The following is a 5,272-nucleotide window of genomic DNA, read 5'->3' as shown; positions in this document are numbered from 1 at the left end:
TGTTCGCCGATTTCAGCGCGGATCTTTGACGCTTCGGTTGCTGCGGTAAATGTATCGACCGATGTCAATAAAACAGGCATGCCGGATGTATTGCAAATGAGTTGCTGGACCGCCAGCGGTGGCAACATCCCGCCGGTTAACAAGATGCCTGCGGGCGAAGGTCCATTGGCATCAAGAGAAGCCAGTGCACAGCCCGCCAAAATATCACTGCGATCCCCCGGCGTGATAACCAAGCTCGACGGGTACAAACGCTCGAGGAAGTCCGGCAACAACATCGCCGCAACTTTTAGTCGAGTCACCTCGCGATCGAATGTTGTTTCATCACCACTGAATTTGGTCGCATTGAGTCCCACTTGAATCTCGCGAAGCGTCGGTTGACGCAGTAGCGGTTCCTCAGGAAGCAAGTATAAGGGGACTTGGGAAGCCGACGATGTTTGGTTGTAGGCTGACCGCAGCTCCGCTGCGTTCGCAGCATCGATTTGGTTCAGTACCGTGGCAATCACCTGTCCGCCGCGGTCCGTAATACTGTCGTTCCCAATGTAAATCGACTGCATACAGTCTTCGACACTTTTCCCACGCGCCGAATAAACCGGCATGATCGCGCAGCCAAGATTGACCGCGATATCGGAGTTCAATTCAAATTCGATTTCTTGCGCCAATCCTTGAAAACTTGTCCCCTCGACAATCACAAAGTCGCAGGTCTCTTGCAAGTGTTTAAATTGCTGTTGTATTCGTTGGATTAACGCGTCGTAACGATCTTCCGCCAGCATCCGGCGTGCTTCGATTCGCGTCACCCCCGCCATCTCTTCCGGGGCCGTTGTGATCTGGTAACGCGATCGCATCAAGCGAATACTCTGATCATCACTCGGGTGGGTGCGAACGACGGGGCGAAAAAATTCGACGCGGTCAAAGCGACGCATCGCCAATTCCATCACGCCAAGGGCAACCATTCGCTTTCCGGTCGCGTTTTCATTCGTCGCAATATAGAGACTGTCGGGCATACCAAATTGCTGTGGAAGGAGAAATGCAAGGGAGAATAGAATTTGGAATTACAATAAGGATTGTCTAATCCAGCAGCGGCAACGTCGCCCGCTGCTGCGCACTTTGCACCGCCGTATCGACAATTTGTTGACCAATGCGGCTGATTTCCGGGCTCAGCGGTCCTTCGACTTGCCCTCCGCGGGTAATCACATCGACCATGTACTGCACCGGGTTCTGCTGTGGCGGGGCAAGCTCGTCCACAGCGATTGGACGGGCGGCGGGGTGGCTTTCGGTTTGAAGATTAACGACGTCGGCATAGTCTTCGCTGGAAATCGTTCCCCGAGTTCCCACAATCACAAAACCGCACTTGGGGTGTGGTTGGTGTGTCCACGGATCGGTAAAGGTTCCCCAGCGAGTTTCAAACTTGGACAAACCGGTGTCATAGCGGGCAACAATGATACTGTGCTCGTCCACCTCTAAACCCTCTGGCTGGTCGACAACACAGCTGACTTCGATCGGACGACGGCCGTTCATGAACCACGTCCCCAGCGTCGTTCCGTAGCCGGCATAATCAAGCAGCGACCCACCCCCTTGGTTTCGCTTGTAAAACCAGCTGTTGGGTTTTTCACGTTCGACATCGCTGGCGGTGCGTTCGACCTTATCGGCGGCATGCCACAGCGGTCCACGATTGCCGCCATAGTGATGCACTTCGAGGACCTCGCCGATCATGCTTTCGTCGATCAATCGCTTGGCGGTGCGATGCGACGGCATCCAAGTCAGTGGCCAATTGATCGCCAATCGGCTGCCCGAGGCCTGCGTGGCCGCGATCATGCGGTCGGCTTCGGCCAGCGACCCGGCAAACGGCTTCTCGACCATAATGTCGCAACCGAACGGAGCCACTTTTTCGACCCACTCGCCATGATGCGACGCCGCCGGGCAAAGGATCACCAGATCGGGCTTGGTTTGCTGTAGACACGCCACATGATCGGTAAAAATCTGTTCCTCGGGAACATGAAATGATTTTGCCGCAGTCGTCATTCGCTGAGGATCATCGTCGCACAGTCCGACGATCTCGGCGCCGGGGTGTTCGTGCACCATTCGCAACAAATCCCCCATATGAAAATGGTCAAAGTTGATACCCGCGATTTTAAATCGAGCCATGTCCGAAACACTAACAGCAAGGGGGTGAGGGATGGAAAAAATCGTGTCATCGGCGTCACCGTGAACGACGATCCATTGTAGCGTTTTGCAACGCCCTGAATGTGCGAGTGGATCACAATTCCGTTAGACTGACCCAACCCCCAATACGCACGGCAGCATCCAAGCCATCGACGATGCTGCCGCTTCTCAGTCAAAAATATTTCTCCTGTCGATGAAAACCAAGAGTGAGACCAAGATGCTTTCTGAAACGCAAGTCAACGGAGGAAACCCTCCGCGAACCCACCCTCTCATTCGCTCGATCCTATTGGCCGCCTATGTGTTCTGTCTTTGCTTTTGGACGACTTCGGCGATCGCAGAACCCCATGATTGGGAGAACGAACAGATTGTTTCACGGAACAAGCAACCGCCACGAGCCACCTCGCTGCCGTTTTCCGATCGTGCGGGTGCGATGCAGGCGACTCCAGAGGCGACCCCTTATTTCCAAAGTCTCAATGGGATCTGGAAATTCAACTGGGCAAAACAACCGAGTGAGCGGCCCGCGGATTTTTACCTCCCCGATTTTGACGTCCGTGACTGGGATGATTTGGCGGTACCGAGCAATTGGCAGTTGCATGGTTATGGCGTTCCGCTTTACACCAACATCCCCTACCCGTTTAAAAAAGATCCGCCTCGCGTGATGGGCGAGCCGCCCAAACACTTCACCAATTTTGATCAACGCAATCCGGTCGGATCGTACCGCCGGCAGTTTGCGATCCCAGACGATTGGAAGGATCGCCAAACGTTCCTGCAATTTAATGGTGTCGACTCGGCGTTTTATCTGTGGGTCAATGGCGAAAAGGTTGGCTACAGCCAGGACAGTCGCACCCCTGCACTATTCAACATTTCGTCTTATCTAAAACCAGGCGACAATACATTGGCCGTGGAGGTCTATCGCTACAGCGACGGCAGCTATCTGGAGGATCAAGACTTTTGGCGACTCAGTGGAATCTTTCGCGACGTCTTTCTGTGGTCGGCAGCCGCACTACAAGTGCGTGATTTTTTTGTGCATACCGACTTGGACTCGGATTACAAAGACGCAAAATTGTCGGTGGATATCGAAATCGCCAATACAAACAACACGCAGCAGAGCTTCACGGTCGAAGCCGAACTGATCGACGATCGCAATCAAACGGTCTTCGGCGATGTGATCGCGACTGGAACGGTTCCCGCCAACAGCTCAACGAACCGAACGCTAACGAAAGAAGTCATCGCGCCGAAGCTTTGGTCAGCAGAGAAACCAAACCTTTATCGATTGCTTTTGACGCTGCAGGATGACCAGGGAAAAGTCATCGAAGTGACGACTTCGCGAGTCGGTTTCCGCAAGGTCGAAATCAAACAAGGCCGACTGCATATCAACGGCAAATACGTCTATTTAAAAGGCGTCAATCGGCACGAACATGATCCCGACACGGGACACACGGTCTCGGTCGCCTCGATGATCGAAGACATCAAGTTGATGAAGCAGTTCAACATCAACGCAGTCCGTACCAGCCACTATCCAAATGACCCGCAGTGGTACGATCTATGTGACCAATACGGATTGTACATGGTCGATGAAGCGAACATTGAATCGCATGGAATGGGTTACGGCGGTGAATCGCTCGCCAAGGATCCCGCTTGGGGCAAAGCCCATATGGACCGCACCGTACGGATGGTCGAGCGTGACAAAAATCATCCCTCCGTGATCATTTGGTCGCTCGGTAACGAAGCCGGCAACGGCGTGAATTTCATGGCGGATTACGACTGGATCAAACAACGTGATCCATCGCGTCCGGTCCAGTATGAACGAGCGGGTTACCGTGACCGAAACACCGATATTCGTTGCCCGATGTATGCCGGCATCAATGAAATCGTCAAGTACGCGTCAAACAATCCCGATCGACCTTTGATCTTGTGTGAATACGCTCATGCGATGGGCAACAGCGTCGGTAATTTCCAAGATTACTGGGACGCGATCGAGTCCCACGATCACTTGCAAGGCGGTTTTATCTGGGATTGGGTTGACCAAGGCCTTCGTAAACCAATCCCCGCCACCTGGGTCGTGGCCGACCAACAGAATCCAGGCCAAACCGCGAAAGTCCTCGGAGACGTCGATGCGGAAAACGGCGTCACCGGGGCGGTCGTCGTCGACCGTTCTGACGCCTTACAGTTGCCCCAAGCCTTGACACTCGAAGCGGTATTTTACGGCAATCACGCGTCGGTCTATTGCCCGCTGATTTCCAAGGGCGACCACCAATACCTGCTGCGGCTTGATGGCAGCGGAATCAACTTTACGCTGTACACCGATGCATGGAAAGGATTGAGCGTTTCCTATGCGGACGCCAAGCTAAACAATGGCCTGAATCGCATCACGGCAACTTACGACGGCAAACACCAACGACTGTACGTCAACGGAAAACAAGTGGGTGAAAAGGAGTTGCAAGGCAACATCAGCCCAAGTGTTTTTGATGTCAACATTGGCCGCAACTCGGAGGTCCTCAATCGAGTGACCTCGCTACCGATTCGTGAAGCGAAAATTTACGATCGTGCATTGTCGGCCGACGAAGTCGCGACCGTAAAGCAGCGGAGCACACAGGGACTCGTCTTGGACCTCGATCTGACGAAAACCCGCGAGCAACCGCGACCGGCCAACAGCCCCGACACCTTCTTTGCCTATGGCGGTGATTTCGGAGACCAGCCTAACGATGGCAATTTTTGCATGAATGGACTTGTCCAACCCGATCGACGTCTCAATCCCCATATTTGGGAAGTCAAAAAGGTTCATCAAAACATCAAGGTGACTGCGATCGATTTGGCCCAAGGCAAGTTCGAAGTCAAAAACAAGTTTCTATTCACCAATCTGAACGAATTTGTCGCTCATTGGGTGATCCGCCGTGATGGCGACGCCATTCGCTCTGGAACGCTCGACCGATTGAATATCGAGCCGCTAACAAGCCAACAAATCACGTTGCCTGTGGACGGATTGGACGACAAGATCGGTGAAAATCTATTGACGATTTCGTTTGAATTACCCGCCGCAGTCCCTTGGGCCGATGCCGGCCACCGGATCGCATGGGACCAATTTGAGTTGCAGTCCCCGGCAGCGAACTCG

The 5,272-nt window shown here is 53.5% G+C and carries 3 protein-coding genes; 1 reads left to right on the top strand and 2 read right to left on the bottom strand.

The window, feature by feature from the left end:
• Window positions 1-1,001: DRTGG domain-containing protein (locus tag ABX962_RS29390; protein WP_372724856.1), on the bottom strand; the 1,001-nt coding region annotated here is incomplete at its 3' end.
• A 64-nt stretch (window positions 1,002-1,065) separates the two neighbouring features.
• Window positions 1,066-2,142 (bottom strand): Gfo/Idh/MocA family protein, encoded by a 1,077-nt coding sequence (locus ABX962_RS29385; RefSeq protein ID WP_372724854.1) that lies wholly within the window; start codon window positions 2,140-2,142, stop codon window positions 1,066-1,068.
• Window positions 2,143-2,377: 235 nt separating this feature from the next.
• On the opposite strand from ABX962_RS29385, the gene ABX962_RS29380 reads away from it, so the two are divergent.
• Window positions 2,378-5,272, top strand: a 2,895-nt coding sequence (locus tag ABX962_RS29380) for a glycoside hydrolase family 2 TIM barrel-domain containing protein (RefSeq protein WP_372724852.1), incomplete at its 3' end; no start/stop codon positions are given.

The sequence above is a fragment of the Novipirellula sp. genome, assembly GCF_041583735.1.
Lineage (GTDB): Bacteria > Planctomycetota > Planctomycetia > Pirellulales > Pirellulaceae > Novipirellula.
The sequence above is the reverse complement of the archived record's forward strand: the minus strand, read 5'-3'. Positions and strand labels throughout refer to the sequence as shown.